A 20470-nucleotide genomic window follows, 5' to 3' on the forward strand; every position below is an offset into this window, starting at 1 on the left:
CCTTTCTTTTTGCCCGATGAGACGCCTATGTCCCTCTCGATGAAGTTGCGTATCGCAGGCCTGACCGGCCTGCTCCTCAGTCCGCTTGCCCAGGCGGACTTTTCAATTCCGGGATTTGAGTTGGTACACACCGTGCCGGTGGATACCACGTTGGGCACGGCCGATTTGCGTCAGCCGGGCCCGGTGTGGATCGAGTTGTTTGACGGTGCAAAAAACAGCATTGATATCGGCCAGTTCTACGCGGCCGACCATCCCGGCTCGGTGATGGACACGGTCATCGAACACCTGGAAGCCGCCGGCAAGCGCGGTGTGAAAATTCGCTTTCTGTTGGAAGAAAAAGGTATTCGGTTGTCGGAAGCGTCGACCCTGGAGCGCTTGCGCGCGATTCCCAACCTGACCTTCCGCGTACTTTCGTACGGGCAACTGAGTGGCGGGATCATCCACGCGAAATACCTGGTGGTGGACGGCAAGCAGGCTTTTATCGGCAGCCAGAACTTCGACTGGCGTTCGCTGGAGCATATCCACGAAACCGGGCTGTTGATCAGTGATGCAACCGTCGTCGCCCAGACCCAGGCCATTTTTGAACAGGACTGGCAGGCCCAGGCTGCGTTGGCCGACAACAAGCCTGTTGCCCTGCCCGCCACAGGCGCCACACCGGCACGCACCGGCAACTACCTGGTGGCCAGCCCCCAACGCTACAACCCGCCGGGCGTGGGTGATTCACAGCTGGAGCTGCCACGCCTGCTGGGCGAGGCGAAAAAGGAAGTGCGCGTACAACTGCTGGACTACGCGCCGCTGTCCTATGGACCTGACAGAACCCGGCCTTACTACGCGATGATCGACAATGCAGTGCGTGCAGCGGCAGCGCGCGGGGTCTCGATCAAGCTGATGGTGTCCAACTGGAACACTGAAGCGCTGGAGTTGCCGTACCTGAAAAGCCTGGCCGTGCTGCCGAATGTCGAGGTCAAGATCGTGACGCTGCCCGAGGCCAAGCAGGGATTTATTCCCTATGCGCGGGTGATTCACAGCAAAACCATGGAGATCGATGGGCAAGTGGCCTGGGTGGGAACCAGTAACTGGCTGGGTGGTTACTTCGATAACTCGCGCAACCTGGAAGTGGTGATGCATGACGCGGCGATGGCCAAACGTGTGGGAGAGCTGCATGCGCAATTGTGGGATGGGCCGTATGCCAAGGCACTGGATGTAGCGGCGCAGTACCCGGAGCCGCATCCTGGCAAGCCTTGATAACCCATTTCAAACTTCACCGAAAAACTCTGTGGGAGCGGGCTTGCTCGCGAAGGCGGTGTGTCAGTCACAGCCTACTTGGACTGACACACCGCCTTCGCGCAACACCTGCGCCGAACAAAGCACGACCGTTATCAAACGTTTCGACGCCGATCAACGTTGATCGGCGTTGAGGTTAACCAGGTCGTGCTTACGGCCTAGAACATATCCATCGCATTGCACAGCTTGGCCTTCTCCACCGGCACGTTCTCCGGTTTCCCCGTCGGGTCCAAGCGCTGCAATGCAACGAAGCACTGGCTACCCTCCAGCAGGATCAGCTCGTAATCCTCCCCGGCCTTAGGGGTAAAGCGAAAGCTTTGCTTGCAGCTGTAGGAATAGCCGGCAGAAACGTGGCCCTCACTCTGGAAGTTCATGGCGAAAGGTTTGTTTGCCGGCACCTTCAGTTCGGTACGCGCCAACGCTTGCGCCTCCACCCGGCGGTTGCTCTCGGGCATGCCCAGGCTGCGACCATTATTCTGACCCGCAAAGCCGGATTCGGACACGGCCATCACCCCGGAGCCAGGCACACGCCAGTCGATGCAATCACGGCCAGGCACGCCGCGTGCCATGCCATTGGTGATCACGCGCAGACGTGCGGTGTCACCCGCTGCGGGTTCAACATAGGGCGTGTTGTAAGCACGGATATTGGAAATGTTGCCGCAGCCACTCACGGCAAGTGCCAGGCCCGCTATCAGAAATGCTCTCATGGAAATCCTTTTTTTGAGGTTTAACGGCAGTGATAAGGGCTTTCGCTGCGCAGCTCCTCGCCGGTTCTGGCATCACGAATGATGACAGTAGCTCCCGGCGCGTTGAGGCAGAACGCATTGCGTATGGGATAAATATTGTGCCCCTGGGTGGTGTAGCTGCCGAGCTCTTTTAACGGGGCGCCGGAGGCGTCCTGAGCCATCACGGTGTATTCACCCGACATGGTCAGACAGCCGCTCAGTAACAGCAGCACAGTGGCGCAGATTGCATTTTTCACAGGTGATGTCCCTATCGCGTTGAATGACGACCTCTTGAAAAAGGCCGTTTTGGGAGATTTCATTGCGCCGACTCACAGGCCTTCAACGGCTCCTTGGGGTGCAATGCACAGATGTCGAAACCGTCACGCCGGGTATACACCGGCACCAGCACGGTAACGGGCGAGTACAACGTGCAGAAACGGGCCAAACACCGCCCTGGCCGAAAAAACACTTCCATTTCGCTTCCCTGTGAAATTTTCCTGCTGGCGCATCAAGCGCAGAACAGCACTTGAACAGCAAGCATTGCCTTGATTGGCATTGCCTGTGTGAGCGGACATCGCTCATAGAGTTCATGAAAAACCGGGAAACCTCCTATCAAGACAGTCGAGAAGTGCCTTGGAAAAGAGCCCGCCAAAGACAGTCAAAACTGACAGCCTGTTACATCAGCAATTGTAGGACGGCTCTTGATCGTCCACGCCCTATTGAGGCGCCAAATCTTGTCAGCCTAGAGTGGCGCCAGCAGCGAACTTCCATACAGGACTGGCGTTGCAAGTCTGCAACCAACCTAGATCCTAGATAGAGAAGAGTGCACGCGATGAGTGACGCCATACCGAACACAGCCACCCACACGGCACCAACATCTGTCGCCTCGCCCGAAAACACCCTTGAACCGACGCCTACTGGCACCACACCTGAACCGCTGCTCGCAGATCCCGAATTCGACATGCGCGGCTTGGCGTGGAACCCGCTGTGCGATGCCGCCACGCCGCTGATCGGCCTAGTGATTCGCCTGCGTCGTTTAGACCGGCACGACAATGTGCCCGCGCTGTACCAAAGCGTCAGCAACCAGATCACCACGATCATGGAAGAAGTCAGTCAGCTCGACTACGACGCTGGCATGCTCAAGGCCTACTCCTACAGCCTGTGCCTGTTGTTGGATGAGGTAGTCATGAGCACTACCTGGGGCAAGTCCTCCACTTGGAGTGCACGCTCACTGCTCAGTCAGTTTCATGAGGAGACGTGGGGCGGCGAAAAATTCTTTACCGTCATGAACAACATGATTCCCGAAGCGGCCAGGTACCAGCATGTGCTGGAGTTCATGTACCAATGTCTGGTCTCCGGTCTCAAAGGCAAATACGGCGCCCATGCCAAGGGCGATGACGAAATACAGAAGATCATCAACCAACTGCACGGCCTGTTGCGCCCGCTGCGCGGCGAGACACCCAAACGCCTGACTGATCCACTGAAAAATGTCGCGCCGCGCAATTACCGGATCAAACGTGCCTGGCCGTTGTGGACACCGTGGGCACTGGCCGCCGTCGTACTGGTCACCGCGTACTCGATCTACACCATGCGTTTGAACGCCATCACGCGAGAGGTACTTACCTCACTGGACAAAATCCTCAAGCTATAACCCCTGCGCGAAAACCATCAGGAGACCTTATGCCCCGCCAAAGCGACCTGCGCTACACCTTCGAACCGCTGCGGGGCGATCCCTTCGAAGTGGTCTCGTTCACCCTTGAGGAGGGCCTGTCTCAGCCGTTCAAACTCACGCTGGAACTGGTCAGCCATCACCCGGCCATCGACTTCTACCGCGTGCTCGACCTGGCCGCGCTGTTCACCATCTGGCGCGGCGACTCGCCGGTACGCTACGTCCACGGACTGGTCAGCCTATTCACCCAAGGCGACACCGGCTTTCGCCGTACCCGCTACACCGCCGTGATCGAACCGACCCTGGCGCGCTTCGACCTGCGCTCCAACTGGCGCATCTTCCAGGGCCCGACCGTGCCCGACATCATCATCAGCATGCTGGCCGAACAGAAACTGACCGACGTCAAAACCTACCTCTGCTTCGATCATCAACCTCGCGAGTACTGCGTACAAGCTGGCGAAACCGACCTTGATTTCATCGCTCGCCTGGCTGCCGAAGAAGGCCTGCTCTATACCTTCGAACACCGCGCCGATGGCCACACCCTATGGCTCACCGACCGCGTCGGCGGCTTGGGCACCATCGGCACCCACACCGACTGCCCGGTGATCTACCAGCCCATGAGCGGCGGCGACGCCATGGAACCGGCCCTGAACCGCTTCCACTACACCGAACAAGTGCGCACCGCCGTGCAGGTGCAGCGCGACTACACCTTCACCCATCCGCGCTACAACCAGCAGCACACCGCCACCGGCGACCAGGACCTGAACAACCAGCACAAGGACTACGAACGCTACGACTACCCCGGCCGCTACAAGCGTGATATCGCCGGCAAGCCCTTCACCAAGACACGCCTGGCCGCGCTGCGCAACGACGCCAAGCTGGCGCACCTGGAAGGCGACGATGCACGCCTGCAACCCGGGTTAGCCTTCGATCTGAACGAGCATCCCCGCGAAGACTTCAACGACCGCTGGCGCACCATCGCTATCAAGCACGAAGGCAAGCAGCACACCAGCTTGCAGGAAGAAGCGTTCGGCAGCGGCCACGGCACGTCTTATGAGCTGAAGGCCAGCGCCATTCGCTGGACCTCTGACTGGAAAGCGCCACTTCGCGCAAAACCCTGCATCGACGGCCCGCAGATCGCCACGGTGGTCGGCCCTCCCGGCGAGGAGATCTATTGCGATGAATGGGGCCGGGTCAAGGTGCAGTTTCCGTGGGATCGCTCGGACAAAAACAACGACTACAGCTCGTGCTGGATCCGCGTCACCCAGGGCTGGGCCGGGGCGACATGGGGCTCCATGGCCATCCCGCGTGTGGGTCAGGAGCTGGTGATCAGCTATCTGGACGGGGATCCCGACCAGCCGATCGCCACGGGGACCGCATACCGGCAGACCAACCTGCCGCCCTACCCGCTGCCCAAACACAAGACACGAATGACCATCAAGAGCCGAACCCATAAGGGCGAAGGCTTCAATGAACTGCGTTTTGAGGATGAGCTGGGCCAGGAGGAAGTGTTTATCCATGCCCAGAAAGACCAGAACACGGTGGTCAAGAACAATCAGACCCAATCGATTGGCGCTGACCGAAGCAGCCAGGTCGGCCAGGACGAAACCATCACCGTGGGCCGTACGCGCATGCGGGTGGTGAAGGCCAATGACACGTTGAAGGTGGGCGGCAGCAAACGTGACTCCGTCGCTAACGAATACACCGTCGAAGTGGGCAGCGCGTTACGCCTGAAATGCGGCAAGACAGTGATCGAGTTGCAGGCCAACGGCACGCTGAATATCACGTGCGAGAACTTCAATATCACTGGCCTGAAGTCCGGCCAGATCAACACCCCCGACGGCATGCTGGATCTCAATGTGGAAGGCGGCACCGCGGCCGTTACCGCTGACGGGCAAGATGCCAGTGCGCTCCAAGACGAAGCCGATAGCCACTTTCAGCAGGACTGAGCCCGTTGATGACTGACCTGCATTTCTCCAAACAAGGAACGCCTGAATGGCCGAATACCTGACCCAGGATCTCACCGTCGACCTCGGCGATGAAATGCCTGAAGACACGACATTGAACATGCTGCAATTTCGCGAGCGGCAAACCACCTTGGTCATTGCCCGCAGCGCATTGCCTGCTCAGCAGACGTTAGATGAGGCCTACGCTTTTCAACTTGATCTGCTGCACAAACGGCTCACTGCGTTGACCTGTACTGGTGCCGTGACCGTTTTTATTGGGAAAGACAAACAAGTCGAAGGCCGTGAAGCAGCCCTCCAGTTCACCCACGCAAATCAGCCTATGTACCAGCTCCAGTTGGCCTGCCAACTGCCCGGGCAACAACGCCTGTTGGTCCTGAACTACAGCAAGCACAGCGCACTGACCGAAGCGGATATCAACCATTGGCGCGCGATCAAAGACAGCCTGCTTTTTGCCTGATCAGGCCACTCACCCCATTTGCATATACGCCAGTTCAGCAAGGAGCACACACCAAATGGCGCAGAACGTACACGCCGCCAGGGAAGGAGACGCGATCCTTCACCCACCACTGGCTGCCGAGCTGATGAGTGCATTGGCCGAAGCGGTTGTCTACGCCGCCGCTACCGCTCTGGTTGCAGCGGCTATCGCTGGCACCGTTGTCGCGGTGGTGGGCACGGGCGGTGCGGCAGCGGTGCTTGTCCCTGTGATTGCTGGAGCCCTGGTAGGCGGTGCAAGCATGATTCCCGTAGGCGATAGGAGCATCGGTGAAGCCATCACCGACGGGTGTGATTCTCTCGCCAACTGGGCGTTCCCGGCAGAGCCATTCGGCAAGATTGAAAGCGGTTCACAAAATACCCACGTCAACGGAAAGCCCGCTGCCCGGGCTGCAGGGCGCCGCTCGGGAGGTGACGGTGCGAACGCTTCCGAAGAGGAGGCAGCGCCGTCATTTCTGGAGAATATCGGCGCAATGGCGATGAGCGCCGTTCCCATACTCTTACCTGTGCTCGGACTGGGGATGGCGATCGACGACATCTTCAATCCGCCCGTCACGACACCAGCAGCCCCAGGAACGGAGCCGGCGGAGCAGGATAAGGTCACCTGCGAACGCCATCCGCCCATGCCCGATACCTACATCGCGCAAGGCTCCAGCAAGGTTTTCATCAACGGGCAGCCCGCAGCACGAGCTGGCGACAAGACCACGTGCGATGCTGCCATCGACAGCGATGCCAATGTTTCTCCTAACGTTCGCATAGGTGGCGAGCCACTGACCGTGCGGGATATCCGCAATGGCAAAAGCAAGATTGCGCAGTTCACCGGCATGGTGGCCGGTATGTTGATCTCGCGCAAAATCAAGCTTCGGCCGCGACCGAAAGGTAGCCCCAAACCGTGGTGGCGCATTGGGGGATGCAAGGGCAACCCTGTGTTTGTCTCAACCGGCGGCAAAATTCTTGGAGGCCCCGAAGACCTCGACTTCACCTTGCCGGGCCTGCTTCCCATCGAATGGGCCAGAGGTTACGACAGCAACGACCTGCGCCGCGACGGCCTGTTCGGCATGGGCTGGAGCGTACCCTATGAAGTGGAAATCCTGCGCGTGCCTCATCCCGAGGGTGGCGAATTGTGGATCTATGTCGACGAAGAAGGCACCCGCCTGGAACTGGGTCGGTTACAGGCAGGTGATGCCTTCGTCAGCGTGCTCGATGGGTTGGCGTTCTTTCAATTGGAGGACGGGCAGACCGAGGTCGAGGACATCTACACCGGCCTCTACCAGGTCTTCCAGACCGACCCGCACAACCCGAAACGCTCACGCCTGGCCCGGCTCGGTGATCGCAACCTGAATACGTTGGGGCTTCTCTACGATCAAACAGGCCGGCTGCACTACGTATGCGACGATTTGAGCAAAACCACCGTTCGGCTGAGCTATGACACCCAGCACCCGAAGCGGGTCAGCCAGGTGGACCGACTCTACATCAGGCTTGGCGATAATCCGCAGATCGAACACACCGAAGTCCTTGCCAGTTACCGCTACACCCAAAGCGGCCAGCTGCAAGACGTGCTCAATGCCACCGACCAAGTCCTGCGTAGCTTCACCTACACGGCGCAAGGTTACCTCGACAGCCACACCTTACCCAGCGGTGCGATTCGGCAGTATCAATGGCAACGCTTCGAAGTTCCTGCACAACGTCCTCAATCGGTGCGCGCAGACGGCAGCCTCTGCAAATTTCCGCCCCTGCTCGAACCTCAGCCTGACCACGAATGGCGAGTCATCCGCCATTGGGGCAGTGATGGCGAGGACTATCGCTTCGAGTATGACCTGGAAAAAGGCGAGACCCGGGTCACCGACAGCCTCGGTCGCCAGGACCATTACTACTGGGGGCCCTTCTACGAGATCTACAAACACATCGACCCCATGGGCCACTGTTGGCAGGAAGATGTGCTCAGTGGCCAACTGCTCAAGAGCATCGACCCGCAAGGCGGCGAATGGCAATACGGCTACGACGAACTCGGCCGCCTGATCGAAACCCGCGACCCGTTGGGCCGCTGCGAACGGATCCGCTACACCCGTCACTGGGCGTTACCCCTGAGCGTCACCGATGGCGCCGGGCGCACCCAACGCTTCGGCTATGACAGCCAGGGCAATCTGCTTTGGGAGCAAGACCCCCTCGGTAGAAAGACCCACTACCGGTACAACGCCCAGGGCCAAGCCGATTGCATCACCGACCCGCTGGACAAGCACAAGTACCTGCGCTGGAACGTCCATGGACAGTTACTCAGCTACCGCGACTGCTCCAACGCCGAGACCCACTACCGCTATGACCGGCGAGGCCTGCTCAGCGAAGCCATCAACGCGCGTGGCGAGCACACTCATTACCGCTACGACGCCCGTGGTTATCTGATCGAAAGCCAGCGCCCGGACGGCCGAATCGACCGCTATGACATCGACGCCGCCGGCCAGCTCATCGCCTACACCGACCCGGCCCAGCGCATCACTCGCCTGCGTTACGACCGCAGTGGCCGACTGATCCAGCGGGTTGAGGCCCTCGGCCATAGCGTCGAGTTTGGCTACGACGCCTATGGTCGCCTACAGCACCTGAGCAATGAAAACCACGAACGCTACCGCTTCGAGTGGGACGCGCTGGACCGCCTGTTGGCCCAGCAGGACCTGGATGGCAGCGGACGCATTTACCAGTACAACCCGTTGGGCGACGTCACCGGCATCTGCCATGTGCCCGCGCCGCTCGCGGAGCCTGATCTGGACGGCAAGGACAGCGCCGAACCGCACACCCCGCTGGAGCATCATTTTGAACGCGACGCCGTCGGCCGCTTGGTCCGTAAACGCACCGACGATGGCGTCACCGAATATGCCTATGACAAGGCCGACAACCTGCTGGCGATCAGTTTTATCGACAATCAGGGCGAGGAGCAGCGGCTCAATTACAGCTACGACGCCCTTGGCCAACTGCTCAGCGAGACCAACAGCGCCGGCTTGCTGCAGTACAGCTACAACGAGCTAGGCAATCTTGAAACCCTGACCCTGCCCGATCAGCGCCAGCTCAACCACCTTTACTACGGCAGCGGCCACCTGCACCAGCTCAACCTTGATGGCCGGGTGATCAGCGACTTCGAGCGCGACGCACTGCACGACGAAGTGCTGCGCACTCAGGGCGCTCTGCTTACCCGCACCCGCTACGACCGCAACGGTCGCCTCAGCCAGAAGGCGCTGCACTACCAGCAGGTTGCCCGCGAGGTGCTGCCGTTGTTGCAGAAGGACTATCAGTACGATGCCAGTGACAATCTGGTGGCCGAGATACTGACCCAGACCCAGCGCCCAGGTACTAACCGCCCGAGCACAGCGGCCAATGACGACTGCCTGATTGGGCGATTTCACAATCAGACAACAACCGGCAAGTCCTACCAAGGCAGCGCCCGCTATGGCTACAACCCCGTCGAGCAGATCCAAAGTGTGCACAGGGGCCAGCATATTGAGAGCCTCAACTACGACGCAGCCGGCAACCTGTTCGACGGCTACCGGGTCAACGGCCTGATCAAGCACAACCGCGTGCACGTGTATCAGGACAAGCGTTATCGCTATGACCGCTTTGGACGGCTGAGCGAAAAGCGCATTGGCAGCAGCCGCATCCAGCGCTTCGAGTATGACGCCGAACACAGACTGATCTGTATCCACCAGCAGCAGGGATCAATGGCCCAGCGCATCGTGTTCAACTACGACCCGCTGGGGCGGCGCATCAGCAAGCAGGTGTACAACGGCGACGCCAGCGAAGCGAACAACCGTACCTTGTTTCATTGGCAAGGCTTGCGAATGCTCGAAGAGGTACAGGATGGCCGGCCAAGCCTGTACGTGTATGCCGATCCGGGCAGCTACGAACCCTTGGCGCGCATTGACGGCAAACCGGGCAGCGAGGCGATCTTCTACTTCCACACCAACCTGGCTGGGCTGCCGGAACAGCTGACCGACACAAACGGCAACACCGTGTGGCACAGCGAATACCAGGCCTGGGGCAAGACGCGAGACGAATGGCTTGACCGGCAGGCGGGAGGTGAGCAGAACCTGCGTTTTCAAGGGCAGTACCTTGACCGCGAAACCGGGCTGCACTACAACACCTTCAGGTTTTTTGATCCGGAGGTGGGGCGGTTTACTCAGCCGGATCCGATTGGTTTAGCGGGAGGGTTGAACCTCTATCAGTATGCGCCGAATCCGATTGGGTGGATTGATCCGCTTGGGCTAGTTGCAGTCGATACTCCTGGTTACATTGTATATGGGTTATATGATGGAAATCCGCTAGATACAAAACCGTACTATGTTGGCATCACTAACGACATGGAAAGAAGGGCTACTGAACACAGAAGCATACAAAGAATGACTCCTGGCTCCAGAATTGAGCCTATCGATAGAAATCTCACCTACGGACAGGCCAGAGGTCACGAACAATATTATATTGAAAAATACAAAACAAAAACAGGCATTATCGGAGAACCAACTTCCGCAACAAATCGAGGAAACAAACACAACTCGTTTAACCTCGCACGAAGTGACCCTAGGGCTATGTACTTTAAAGCAGCCTATGAAAAACTTAGAACACAATTTAAAAAGTCAAAACAGAAGAAAAGGGGATGCGGATGAGCACCATTAAAATTTGGGGCTGGGATAAAAAGCCTAGAACAATGTTGCGCTTCATCAAGCCAGGAGATATTTTTTGCTTAAAATTAGACCAGCACAAATACAGTTTCGGCATAATAGTTTCAAAGATCTTCAGCGGCCATGTAGCAGAGTTTTTTGACAAAACTCTTACGACGCCAAAAATAACCGAATCACAATTATTCGATTTAAAAATATCACTACCACCACAGCTAATTGATACATACGCCCTATTTGATAAAAAGATAGAAAGTGGTAGTGACTGGAGGATCATTGGACACCATGACAATTACAACCCTGAAAATATGAAAGATGTTTATTTTGTCTACGGCTTAGAGGGCTCCAGCAAAAAGATAGATATCTTTGACAATGAGACGAACGCCTCAACGGCAGACTCAGAAAAATACCCTCGCCTTAATCCTCTAGGGGACTATGATATAAAACTACTTCTAAAACACATGTAAATATCAGTCAGTGGCCCGGAGTGAAAGACACAACAAAGTTCTTACTCTCCCTCACTAACCCTAGAACCGCACAGTATCGCTGAAGACGACCACCGCTACGTCCTGCCAAAAATTTGTTGGCAGCAGCTTTACCAGTACACCCAACTGGGCGAGGCCACCGGCATCTGCCATGTGCCTGCGCCGCTGGCCGAGCCAGTTCTGGACGGCAAGGAAAGCGCCGAACCGCACACCCCGCTGGAGCATCATTTTGAACGCGACGCCGTCGGCCGCTTGGTCCGTAAACGTACCGACGATGGCGTCACCGAATATGCCTATGACAAGGCCGACAACCTGCTGGCGATCAGTTTTATCGACAATCAGGGCGAGGAGCAGCGGCTCAATTACAGCTACGACGCCCTTGGCCAACTGCTCAGCGAGACCAACAGCGCCGGCTTGCTGCAGTACAGCTACGACGAGCTAGGCAATCTTGAAACCCTGACCTGCCCGATCAGCGCCAGCTCAACCATCTCTATTACGGCAGCGGCCATCTGCATCAGATCAACCTTGATGGTCGGGTGATCAGCGACTTCGAGCGCGACGCACTGCACGACGAAGTGCTGCGCACTCAGGGCGCCCTGCTTACCCGCACGCGTTACGACCGCAACGGTCGCCTTAGCCAGAAGGCGCTGCACTACCAGCAGGTTGCCCGCGAGGTGCTGCCGTTGTTGCAGAAGGACTATCAGTACGATGCCAGTGACAATCTGGTGGCCGAGATACTGACCCAGACCCAGCGCCCAGGTGCTAACCGCCCGAGCACAGCGGCCAATGACGACAGCCTGATTGGGCGTTTTCACAACCAGACAACAACCGGCAAGTCCTACCAGGGCAGCGCCCGCTATGGCTACAACCCCGCCGAGCAGATCCAGAGTGTGCACAGGGGCCAGCATATTGAGAGCCTCAACTACGACGCAGCCGGCAACCTGTTCGATGGTTATAGGGTCAACGGCCTGATCAAGCACAACCGCGTGCATGTGTATCAGGACAAGCGTTATCGCTATGACCGCTTTGGGCGGCTGAGCGAAAAGCGTATCGGCAGCAGCCGCATCCAGCGTTTCGAGTATGACGCCGAGCACAGGCTGATCTGTATCCGCCAGCAGCAGGGGTCAATGGCCCAGCGCATCGTGTTCAACTACGACCCGCTGGGGCGGCGCATCAGCAAACAGGTGTACAACGGCGACGCCAGCGAACCGAACAACCGTACCCTGTTTCATTGGCAAGGCTTGCGAATGCTCGAAGAGGTACAGGATGGCCGGCCAAGCCTGTACGTGTATGCCGATCCGGGCAGCTACGAACCCTTGGCGCGCATTGACGGCAAACCGGGCAGCGAGGCGATCTTCTACTTCCACACCAACCTGGCTGGGCTGCCGGAACAGCTGACCGACACAAACGGCAACACCGTGTGGCACAGCGAATACCAGGCCTGGGGCAAGACGCGAGACGAATGGCTTGACCGGCAGGCGGGAGGTGAGCAGAACCTGCGTTTTCAAGGGCAGTACCTTGACCGCGAAACCGGGCTGCACTACAACACCTTCAGGTTTTTTGATCCGGAGGTGGGGCGGTTTACTCAGCCGGATCCGATTGGTTTAGCGGGAGGGTTGAACCTCTATCAGTATGCGCCGAATCCGATTGGGTGGATTGATCCGTGGGGCTTAGCAAATCTGAACTCAAACACCTCAACAGGAAATTTCGGTGTCTATAAAATAGAAATAAATGGAGATCTTTACAAATATGGCAAGGCGGACTTGAATCGAATTACAAAATCCTCCGGCCTTCCAACTCGCCTTCACCAGCAAGTCAGGGCGCACCAAAAAACACACGGAATCGAAAACGTAGTGGGCAGAGTTATTGAGACAGACCATCCCTCTACAGCAGCAGCAAAAAAAGCGGAAACCGCAGACTAGATGACCATCACAAAAAAACCAATACGGTTCCAGAAGGAAATAGAAAAAGCTACAAACCAAAATCAAATACTGGATGCCCAATATGAATATTGGTTTTGGACAAATATATCCTGAAATCGACACTGACTTCAGCCTCACAAACACCGTTCTTATAGAGTTAAAAACCAGAATAAACAGCATCAACCAGAGCTTCCAAACTTACGAAAGCATATTCAACACAAGGGATTTCTCCACAAACTTTATAGTTTCAGCAACGAGAAAAAACGACATACTTATAGTTGACGGCCCCACTATTCTCAAAAAAAATAAAACTATAGAGTTCGTATTGCACATACCGTATAAAAAACTCAGCAATTTTACTGAAGAAATGAATTACGTGCTTGACTTTATCGGAGAGGGACTTCACCTCACATTCAAAAAAAATCACGCAGACTCAGAAGAAATAAACACCATGATCGATAATATAAAGAAATTAATTATCACAGATCCTGATAAATATAAAAAATGGACGAAATAGGGCATATAAGCTTGGAAATTTAGACCGTAGAGCAACGGCCGCTACACCGTATTGATTGCTACAACATCTCCGCCGGCCAACTGACCACCTACACCGACCCGGCCCAGCGCATCACCCGTCTGCGCTACGACCCCAGTGGCCGGTTGATCAAGCGGGTGATGCCCTCGGCCACAGCGTCGATTTCAGCTATGACACCTGTGGCCGCCTGCAGCACCTGAGCAATGAAAACCACGAACGCTACCGCTTCGAGTGGGGTGGGCTGGGCCGCCTGTTGGCCCAGCAGGACCTGGATGGCAGCGGGCGTATTTACCAATACAACCCGTTGGGCGACATCACCGGCATCTGCCATGTGCCTGCTGCTCTCGCGGCCCCTGATCTGGATGGCTAAGACAGCGTCGAGCCGCACATGCCACTGGAGCATCATTTCGAGCGAGTAGAACTTTCTGATGAAACGTCACGAATCATCCGCATTAATTAGAAGTTGCGCTGTTGCGGGTGCCGGAGGATTGCACTGGCTTTGAAGGAGATGGAAAGAAACCTACACCAAGTGAACAGGCGAGGAAGAAGAAATAGCTATGAGTACAACTCACCAAATGTTTACCGTAAAAGAACGTGATCTATTTATCGAACTACTGAAAGAATGGCCCAATTCCGAATCCGGAACAGAGGAAGCGTCCCACAGCGTCAGCCCCTTCATCAGCTTCTATTTTCCGTCCACCCCTGGCACTCATCGCGATGTCGCCCTGCTGATGGTAGATATCCACGAAGCCTTCGAGAAAATGCTTGGTCACCCTTACACCATGACCATGCACGAAGACACGGATCGCCCTCATCCTTACCCTGAGGAGGAGCCTGATCTTCGCAGGCAGGCCATGGATGCCCATCCACACGAGCACTTCGTGTTCTGGTTTTCCGACGAAACAAACCATGCAAGCTCACCTACGACATCGGGCGACTTCTGGCTCAGTTGGTATCGGCTTGACGGATCCAGAACAGAATATTCCTCAATCGTATTTTATTACCGCTGGCAATGGTGGCTGGATAACCGCGATGCCTGGCGCGAGTTTGTCCTCAAGACCATTGACCTGCTCAAGGCCCATCAGGTCTATAGCGGTTTCGCCATGGCTAATCCGATGGAATACGGCACGCGTGCGGAGGTTACAACGTGGGAAAGAGCGTTGACTCCGGCGTTCTATGGACTCGATATCGACTACGAGTTTGCGATGCGAGACGAGTTGCTCAACGGTATTCGCCCTCCCACCTGGGCCTTCCTGCTGGCCGACCACTGGCGCGAAAAGCTTGACCTGACCCGCGAACAGGTACGTACGGCAATGTCTCACCCACGCATCAGCATCATCGAATTACAAAGCGGCCAATGGATCGAACTGGGCGAACAGCCGGAGTTGTACCCCGTCGAACAAGGCGTGCCCGAACTGCCCATGCTCTTGAACAAACTGCTCAAGCCTATCCGCTACGACAATTTGGGATTGCTGGGCTTCGGCCAATGGGACGGCGACCCCAACGAGCGTTTCACTGACCCAGACAGTCGGCGCTGGATGGCGCGCTTTGACACCGACAGCGATTGGCCGACGCCCGCAATGCGCTTCACCGCCCCACCGCCCATGCCCTCTGGCCAAGCCTCTACACCAATGCCTCTTTGCAGCGTAGCGGGTACTGCCTGTATTCAGGCTGGATGGTGGCTGGTTCCGGGACAGGCGCAAACCCGGCGAGCCTTCAAACAGGGCGAACTGATGCCGAACCTCGAAGGAGAGTCCGCAGATGGTTGGGTGATATGGCAACGTGACCCGGATCAAACACCACCAGAACCTGCCCGCTATGCCAACACCCACGACCCGGCGCCTCGCGCAGGCCGCTGGGAAGTTGAATCCGACCGATTCGCCTCGTGCGATATCCAGCTGAACGAGCGACTGCCTGCCCATGAAGGGCGCGTCGTTCGCTGGCACTGGACGGTCAGCGGCATGCGCGCGAATAGTGGCCAACCGTGTCCATATCCGGGTGCCTGGGTCTGCGAATACAAGCCAGAGAGCAAGCAAATTCTGGAGTATGGGGCTCCAATGCCAACCGTGGAGGGTGAGGCTGTCGTCTGGCTTTGGACAGGATTGGAGCCGGTCTGAAAGTAGCTTTGCGCCCCATCCCATAAAAAACCCACAAACAAAAACGCCGATCATTGCTGATCGGCGTTTTCGTTAAATATGGAGCGGGAAACGAGACTCGAACTCGCGACCCCGACCTTGGCAAGGTCGTGCTCTACCAACTGAGCTATTCCCGCAAATGGCGTCCCCTAGGGGACTCGAACCCCTGTTACCGCCGTGAAAGGGCGGTGTCCTAGGCCACTAGACGAAGGGGACACGCTACTGAAACACATGGTGTGTATTTCAGTGCCCAGAGATTAAATCCGAAGATTATGCCCTGGTTTCACTCAGTGTCGCCCGAAAGCAACACTGCTTAAATTTGGAGCGGGAAACGAGACTCGAACTCGCGACCCCGACCTTGGCAAGGTCGTGCTCTACCAACTGAGCTATTCCCGCATATGGCGTCCCCTAGGGGACTCGAACCCCTGTTACCGCCGTGAAAGGGCGGTGTCCTAGGCCACTAGACGAAGGGGACACACGTACAACATTCACTCCCTACCGCGTTTCGCTGTGTGCTTTACGCTGTAAGTGGCGCGCATTCTATGGATGGATTGGGAGGTCGTCAACCCCCAAGGATAAATTTATTTAAATCAATGACTTCGCCGTGGTTTACGGGGGTTGCAAGGGTTTCTCGCCGTCCAGGCTTTGGCGCCTATATTCTGGCGTTCCACAAGACGCTATAGTTGGCCACAGCAAATGATGGCAATGTGCATCCACACAGGTACTGCCCAGCTATATAGAAGAAACTACTGACGCAACTGGTCGCTCAGTCCTATCCGGCCACTGCACCAGTCACTACACTTCAACGCAAACCCCATAAAGAGGTCACACCGGTGACACCACTCATGATCACCCTGCTGGTAATAGCCGGGATCGTAATACTGATCGCCATTGGCTACATGAACCACGTGGTGGAAAACAATAAGCTGGAAAAGAACCGGACCCGGATCGAACTCAATGACCGGCTGCGTCGCTGCGGTGAAATCACCGAGACCTTTCCAGGCCAATTGATGACGCCGCGACTCAAGTTGCTGCTGACCCGCCTGGAGCTCAACGTCAACCAGCGCCTGTTGAACCTGGACAAGTCGAATGCGGCGCTCAAGGCACGCATCGCCGAACTCAACGCGCTGGTGGCCCAGGGCGAATCGATTCCGGTGAACAACCCGCCCGGCCCGATCCAGACCGAAGCCAAGGCCAAGGACGTACGGTTCCTGCTGGAAGCCCTGCATGGCCAGGTGACCCGTGCGGCCCAGGACGGTTTCCTGCCGACCAATGAAGCCAAGCACTGGATCAAGGAAATCCGCCACATTCTGGTGTTGCTGCACATCGAGTTCTTCAACAACCTGGGCCAGCACGCGCTGCAACAGAGCCAGCCGGGCCAGGCACGCCTGGCGTTCGAACGCGGCGTGCAGTACTTGCGCAAACAGCCGGAGCCGGTGGTGTACAGCCAGCAACTGCAATTGCTGGAGAAACAACTGGCGCGCGCCAACTCCATGGTGCTGACCAACCTCGAGCCGGCTGAAGACGAGGTCAACGAATTGACCGAAGGCTTGAAAGAGGTGGATGCGGACGCGGACTGGAAGAAGAAAGCCATCTACGACTGATCCCCTGCCATTGTGGTGGGCGGCAAACCCGCTCGCCACATGCCATCACTCTGCACCTATCCCCTTCCCCCCGAATAGCGTAAAAAAGGCCCCTCTCTCCGTTAACGAAAAGGGCCCCGCCATGCCTGTCGTGATCATCGATGGACAACCGCTGCACTACCTCGACCAGGGCACCGGCCCGGCCGTTCTCCTCGGTTCCAGCTACCTGTGGGACAGCCAGATGTGGGCACCGCAGATCGAAGCCCTTTCCCAACAATACCGAGTGATCGTCCCTGAGTTATGGGGCCACGGCGAGTCCGGCCCACTGCCTGCAAACACCGCGTCCCTGGACGACCTCGCACGCCAGCACCTGGCCCTGCTGGATCATCTGGACATCGCCCAGGTCAACCTCGTAGGTTTGTCGGTCGGCGGCATGTGGGGCGCACGCCTGGCGCTGCTGGCACCCGAGCGGGTCAACAGCCTGGTACTGATGGACACGCACCTGGGTGCCGAGCCGGAAGCCACTCGCCAGTATTATTTTTCGCTGTTCAAGATGATCGAAGATGCCGGCGCCATTCCGGAGCCGCTGCTGGATGTGGTGGCGCCGATCTTCTTCCGCCCCGGCATCGACCGGGAATCGGCCTTGTACCAGGAGTTTCGCAATGCACTGAAGGCCTTCCCCAAAGAGCGCCTGCTGCAAAGCATCGTGCCCCTGGGCCGGATTATCTTCAGCCGCACCGATGTGTTGCAGCAGCTTTCGCGCCTCGACGCCGACACCACCCTGGTGATGTGCGGGGAGCAAGACAAGCCGCGCCCACCGGCCGAATCAGAAGAAATGGCGACCTCGATCGGCTGCACACTGACGTTGATTCCGGACGCCGGGCATATCTCCAGCCGGGAGAACCCCGACTACGTCAACGAAGCGCTGCTGACCTTCCTGGTCAACAACGCCTGACGCCCCTGCCCTTTGATCGCCGCAGGCCTGCGGTGATCAAAGGCGGAAGTGCCCGACCATCCCCTTAAGTTCCGTACCCAACTGCGCCAGCTCGATGCTCGACGCGGCGTTGCCCTGCATGCTCAACGCCGACTGATCGGCACTGGCACGGATGCTGGTGACGCTGCGGTTGATTTCCTCGGCCACCGAACTCTGCTCTTCGGCCGCCGCGGCAATCTGCTGGTTCATTTGCTGGATCAGCGACACCGCCGCCGCAATGCTGCCCAAGGCACTTTCAGTTTCAAGGGCGTCACTGACCGCCAGCTTCACCAGTTCCCCACTCTGCTTGATCTGCTGCACCGAAGATTGTGCTGCGCTGCGCAAGGTGCTCACCAGTCGCTCGATCTCCTCGGTCGATTGCTGGGTACGCTTGGCCAGTGCCCGAACCTCATCGGCCACCACTGCAAAACCACGGCCCTGCTCGCCCGCCCGGGCCGCTTCGATGGCCGCATTCAGGGCGAGCAAGTTGGTTTGTTCGGCCACGCTTTTGATTACCTCAAGTACGGTGCCGATATGCTGGATTTCCGCACTCAGGCTTTCGATGCTGGTACTGGCAGAGGTCGCAGAACTGGCCAGCAATTCGATGCGCTGCAAGCTCTGGCGCACCACCTGCTGGCCGCTGTCGACCTTGTCATCCGCCGTCTGCGCAGCCTGGGCCGCTTGTTCGGCGTTACGCGCCACGTCGTGCACGGTGGCAGTCATCTGGTTCATCGCCGTGGCGACCTGCTCGGTCTCCTCCTTCTGGCTGCTGACCTCGACATTGGTCTGCTCAGTCACGCTGGACAGCGAATGGGCCGAGCTGGCGAGTTGCTCGATACCGGCCTGCAAGCCGCTGACCATATTGCTCAGGCCACTGCTCATCTGCTGCATCGCCAGCATCAACTGGCCCATTTCGTCCCGACGGCTGACGTCCATGCGGCCACTGAGATCACCGGCGGCAATCTGCTGGGCCACTGCAATCACGCTGCGCAGCGGGGCTACGATTAACCGGGTGATGATCCACGCGGCAATCAGCCCCACCAGCAAGGCCAGGGCTGAAGAGCCGATGATCAGCAACGCGCTTTTTTTCAACTGTGCCTGCATCGACAGGTCTTCTGCGTCATAGGCCTGATTGACCCGGGTAACCACCTCGGCAGCGCGCTCGTGCAGTTGCTTATAGACGACCTTTTCCTGGGCCAGCAGGCCGGTGTACTCACCGAGTTTTTCGCTGAAAGCCGCGATATGCCCCGACACTTCGTTAAGCACGGTTTGATAACCGGGATCCTTGACCGTGGTTTTCAGCTGTTCGACCTGGGCCAGGGCCTGATCGGCCTGCTCGATCTTGCCTTGCTCGGTGCTCTCGTCATCGCCCTTGCGGCTCTGATCCAGACGCACGTGCGCTTCGTTCATGGCTTGCAGCATCAGGCGCGAGACCTGGCTGACCTGCCCCGCCTGCTCGATAAATTCGGCGCCTTCCTTGCCCTGGCTTTCCTTGAGGCCATAGGCCCCGTCGTCCGCCAGCCCGGCCTGCAACACATCGAGGTTGTTGGCGACACTGGAGACCGACCAACTGGCCATTTCCAGGGCCAGGTCCTTGGTCTGGGTCAGCTCGACAAATTCATCGAACGCCTTGCGATAGGCCGCCAGCGCCTGCTCCACGTCGGTCATCACCGGGACGTTGGCGGGCGACTGGCCCTTGAGAACCGTGGCCTGGGCGGCCAATGCGTCGACGCTTTCGTGCAAGGCGTCCACGGACTTGGGGTCGGCATGCAGCGCGTAGCCCTGCTCGATCAAGCGCACCTTGAGCAGGCCGCTGTTGAGCGCCGACATGGCTTTAAGGCCCTCAAAGCGCTGACCGACGGTTTGCAGCGACCACACGCCAATCGCCGCCACCAGCGCCGTCAACAGCAACACCAAGGCGAAGCCCAAGCCCAGTTTCTTTGCCATACCGAGGTTGGCAAAACGTCGTTGCACGGCAGAAATCATTGCACTTGAGTCCTCTTGCAATGGCGAATGCCATCAGGCCCGGTTTCGATGCAGCG

The 20470-nt window shown here is 57.6% G+C and carries 18 protein-coding genes, 4 tRNA genes and 1 pseudogene; 14 read left to right on the forward strand and 9 right to left on the reverse strand.

The window, feature by feature from the left end; genetic code table 11:
- Positions 1 to 27 precede the first annotated feature (27 nt).
- Positions 28 to 1245 (forward strand): phospholipase D-like domain-containing protein, encoded by a 1218-nt coding sequence (locus NVB75_RS10300; RefSeq protein ID WP_017480227.1) that lies wholly within the window; start codon positions 28 to 30, stop codon positions 1243 to 1245.
- A gap of 197 nt (positions 1246 to 1442) precedes the next feature.
- Here NVB75_RS10300 and NVB75_RS10305 read toward each other — a convergent pair whose 3' ends face one another.
- The 3 genes from NVB75_RS10305 to NVB75_RS10315 are packed head-to-tail and all read right to left on the reverse strand — an operon-like array spanning position 1443 to position 2484.
- A complete protein-coding gene (locus tag NVB75_RS10305) occupies positions 1443 to 1991 on the reverse strand; it encodes a hypothetical protein (RefSeq protein WP_258347072.1) in 549 nt (182 codons plus the stop codon).
- Positions 1992 to 2011: 20 nt separating this feature from the next.
- Positions 2012 to 2329 carry a hypothetical protein gene (locus NVB75_RS10310; RefSeq protein WP_258347073.1) on the reverse strand — a complete coding sequence of 106 codons (318 nt, stop codon included), beginning with the start codon at positions 2327 to 2329 and terminating at the stop codon, positions 2012 to 2014.
- Positions 2326 to 2484, reverse strand: coding sequence for a hypothetical protein (locus tag NVB75_RS10315; RefSeq protein WP_017480224.1), 159 nt, complete (start codon positions 2482 to 2484; stop codon positions 2326 to 2328). Before NVB75_RS10315 ends, NVB75_RS10310 begins: the two co-directional genes overlap by 4 nt.
- Before the next feature lie 357 nt (positions 2485 to 2841).
- Here NVB75_RS10315 and icmH point away from each other — a divergent pair, with 357 nt between their 5' ends.
- From icmH to NVB75_RS10365, 11 genes are all read left to right on the forward strand, one after another.
- Positions 2842 to 3660, forward strand: coding sequence for a type IVB secretion system protein IcmH/DotU (icmH, locus tag NVB75_RS10320; RefSeq protein ID WP_258347074.1), 819 nt, complete (start codon positions 2842 to 2844; stop codon positions 3658 to 3660).
- 29 nt (positions 3661 to 3689) lie between these two features.
- Positions 3690 to 5627 carry a type VI secretion system Vgr family protein gene (locus NVB75_RS10325; RefSeq protein WP_258347075.1) on the forward strand — a complete coding sequence of 646 codons (1938 nt, stop codon included), beginning with the start codon at positions 3690 to 3692 and terminating at the stop codon, positions 5625 to 5627.
- Positions 5628 to 5673: 46 nt separating this feature from the next.
- Complete coding sequence (locus NVB75_RS10330) at positions 5674 to 6102, forward strand: DUF1795 domain-containing protein (RefSeq protein ID WP_258346610.1); 429 nt, start codon at positions 5674 to 5676, stop codon at positions 6100 to 6102.
- Positions 6103 to 6157: 55 nt separating this feature from the next.
- On the forward strand, positions 6158 to 10783 hold the full coding sequence (locus NVB75_RS10335; RefSeq protein ID WP_258347076.1) for an RHS repeat-associated core domain-containing protein: 4626 nt from the start codon (positions 6158 to 6160) through the stop codon (positions 10781 to 10783).
- Positions 10780 to 11262: an immunity 26/phosphotriesterase HocA family protein gene (locus NVB75_RS10340; RefSeq protein ID WP_258347077.1), complete on the forward strand. Its 483-nt coding sequence runs from the start codon at positions 10780 to 10782 to the stop codon at positions 11260 to 11262. Before NVB75_RS10335 ends, NVB75_RS10340 begins: the two co-directional genes overlap by 4 nt.
- Positions 11263 to 11433: 171 nt before the next feature.
- Entirely contained in the window at positions 11434 to 11820 is a 387-nt protein-coding gene (locus NVB75_RS10345) for an RHS repeat domain-containing protein (RefSeq protein ID WP_258347078.1), read from the forward strand.
- Positions 11817 to 13202, forward strand: a complete 1386-nt coding sequence (locus tag NVB75_RS10350) for an RHS repeat domain-containing protein (RefSeq protein WP_258347079.1) — start codon at positions 11817 to 11819, stop codon at positions 13200 to 13202. Before NVB75_RS10345 ends, NVB75_RS10350 begins: the two co-directional genes overlap by 4 nt.
- Before the next feature lie 82 nt (positions 13203 to 13284).
- Positions 13285 to 13719 (forward strand): hypothetical protein, encoded by a 435-nt coding sequence (locus NVB75_RS10355; RefSeq protein WP_258347081.1) that lies wholly within the window; start codon positions 13285 to 13287, stop codon positions 13717 to 13719.
- A 110-nt stretch (positions 13720 to 13829) separates the two neighbouring features.
- A complete protein-coding gene (locus tag NVB75_RS33345; protein ID WP_375378938.1) occupies positions 13830 to 13937 on the forward strand; it encodes a hypothetical protein in 108 nt (35 codons plus the stop codon).
- Complete coding sequence (locus NVB75_RS33350; RefSeq protein WP_375378939.1) at positions 13934 to 14107, forward strand: hypothetical protein; 174 nt, start codon at positions 13934 to 13936, stop codon at positions 14105 to 14107. The genes NVB75_RS33345 and NVB75_RS33350 overlap by 4 nt, the downstream gene beginning before the upstream one ends.
- Before the next feature lie 187 nt (positions 14108 to 14294).
- Complete coding sequence (locus NVB75_RS10365; protein WP_258347083.1) at positions 14295 to 15854, forward strand: DUF3396 domain-containing protein; 1560 nt, start codon at positions 14295 to 14297, stop codon at positions 15852 to 15854.
- A 79-nt stretch (positions 15855 to 15933) separates the two neighbouring features.
- Here the strand turns inward: NVB75_RS10365 and NVB75_RS10370 are convergent.
- The 4 genes from NVB75_RS10370 to NVB75_RS10385 all read right to left on the reverse strand — a co-directional run bounded on the left by NVB75_RS10370 (position 15934) and on the right by NVB75_RS10385 (position 16347).
- A tRNA-Gly gene (locus NVB75_RS10370) sits at positions 15934 to 16009 on the reverse strand.
- Between the two features lie 3 nt (positions 16010 to 16012).
- Positions 16013 to 16088, reverse strand: a tRNA-Glu gene (locus tag NVB75_RS10375).
- Positions 16089 to 16192: 104 nt separating this feature from the next.
- Positions 16193 to 16268, reverse strand: a tRNA-Gly gene (locus tag NVB75_RS10380).
- Positions 16269 to 16271: 3 nt separating this feature from the next.
- Positions 16272 to 16347: transfer RNA gene (locus NVB75_RS10385), tRNA-Glu, on the reverse strand.
- Between the two features lie 370 nt (positions 16348 to 16717).
- On the opposite strand from NVB75_RS10385, the gene NVB75_RS10390 reads away from it, so the two are divergent.
- Both NVB75_RS10390 and NVB75_RS10395 read left to right on the forward strand, forming a co-directional pair.
- Complete coding sequence (locus NVB75_RS10390) at positions 16718 to 17476, forward strand: hypothetical protein (RefSeq protein ID WP_258347084.1); 759 nt, start codon at positions 16718 to 16720, stop codon at positions 17474 to 17476.
- Positions 17477 to 17597: 121 nt separating this feature from the next.
- Positions 17598 to 18410: an alpha/beta fold hydrolase gene (locus tag NVB75_RS10395; protein WP_258347085.1), complete on the forward strand. Its 813-nt coding sequence runs from the start codon at positions 17598 to 17600 to the stop codon at positions 18408 to 18410.
- Between the two features lie 36 nt (positions 18411 to 18446).
- On the opposite strand, the gene NVB75_RS33355 is transcribed toward NVB75_RS10395, so the two are convergent.
- Positions 18447 to 19328: a methyl-accepting chemotaxis protein gene (locus tag NVB75_RS33355; RefSeq protein WP_375378940.1), complete on the reverse strand. Its 882-nt coding sequence runs from the start codon at positions 19326 to 19328 to the stop codon at positions 18447 to 18449.
- Positions 19308 to 20414: pseudogene (locus NVB75_RS33360) on the reverse strand (HAMP domain-containing protein); the annotation flags it as partial. The gene NVB75_RS33355 and the pseudogene NVB75_RS33360, both read right to left, overlap by 21 nt.
- Positions 20415 to 20470: the final 56 nt, after the last annotated feature.

Origin of the sequence: Pseudomonas sp. CBS, assembly GCF_024734645.1 — a bacterium.
In the GTDB taxonomy this organism is placed as follows: Bacteria; Pseudomonadota; Gammaproteobacteria; order Pseudomonadales; family Pseudomonadaceae; genus Aquipseudomonas.